The organism is Halorussus marinus (genome assembly GCF_004765795.1).
GTDB lineage: Archaea > Halobacteriota > Halobacteria > Halobacteriales > Haladaptataceae > Halorussus > Halorussus marinus.
In genome coordinates this window covers 380-649 of the sequence record NZ_ML219772.1, presented here as the reverse complement: position 1 = coordinate 649, position 270 = coordinate 380, and the positions used below count along the sequence as shown (strand labels likewise).

At 65.6% G+C, this 270-nt stretch carries 1 protein-coding gene; it reads right to left on the bottom strand.

From position 1 onward, the window contains the following. Window positions 1–65: 65 nt before the first annotated feature. The coding region (locus tag EPY72_RS19625; protein WP_210423473.1) for a hypothetical protein at window positions 66–270 on the bottom strand (205 nt) is incomplete at its 5' end.

Below are 270 nucleotides of genomic sequence, written 5' to 3'. Positions count from 1 at the left end.
GTCGGTGTGGTAGACGCTTCGGTTCGTGTAGCGTCGCCGCGACACGTACACAGTCTCGTCAGTCATCACGACCACTCCCCGAGGCCCGCCTGGTCAGCAGGGCGTGTCGAATCCCGACCACGGATCGTTTCCTGACACCGCCGACAGCGGTACTCGCCTGAAAGCGTGGTCTCGGTTGTTTCGGTCCCGCAGCGCTCGCACTCGCCAGCCGGCCAGCAGCCCGCACAGAGATCGCGGCCGTCCTCGTACTCGCGGATATACGCGCCCATC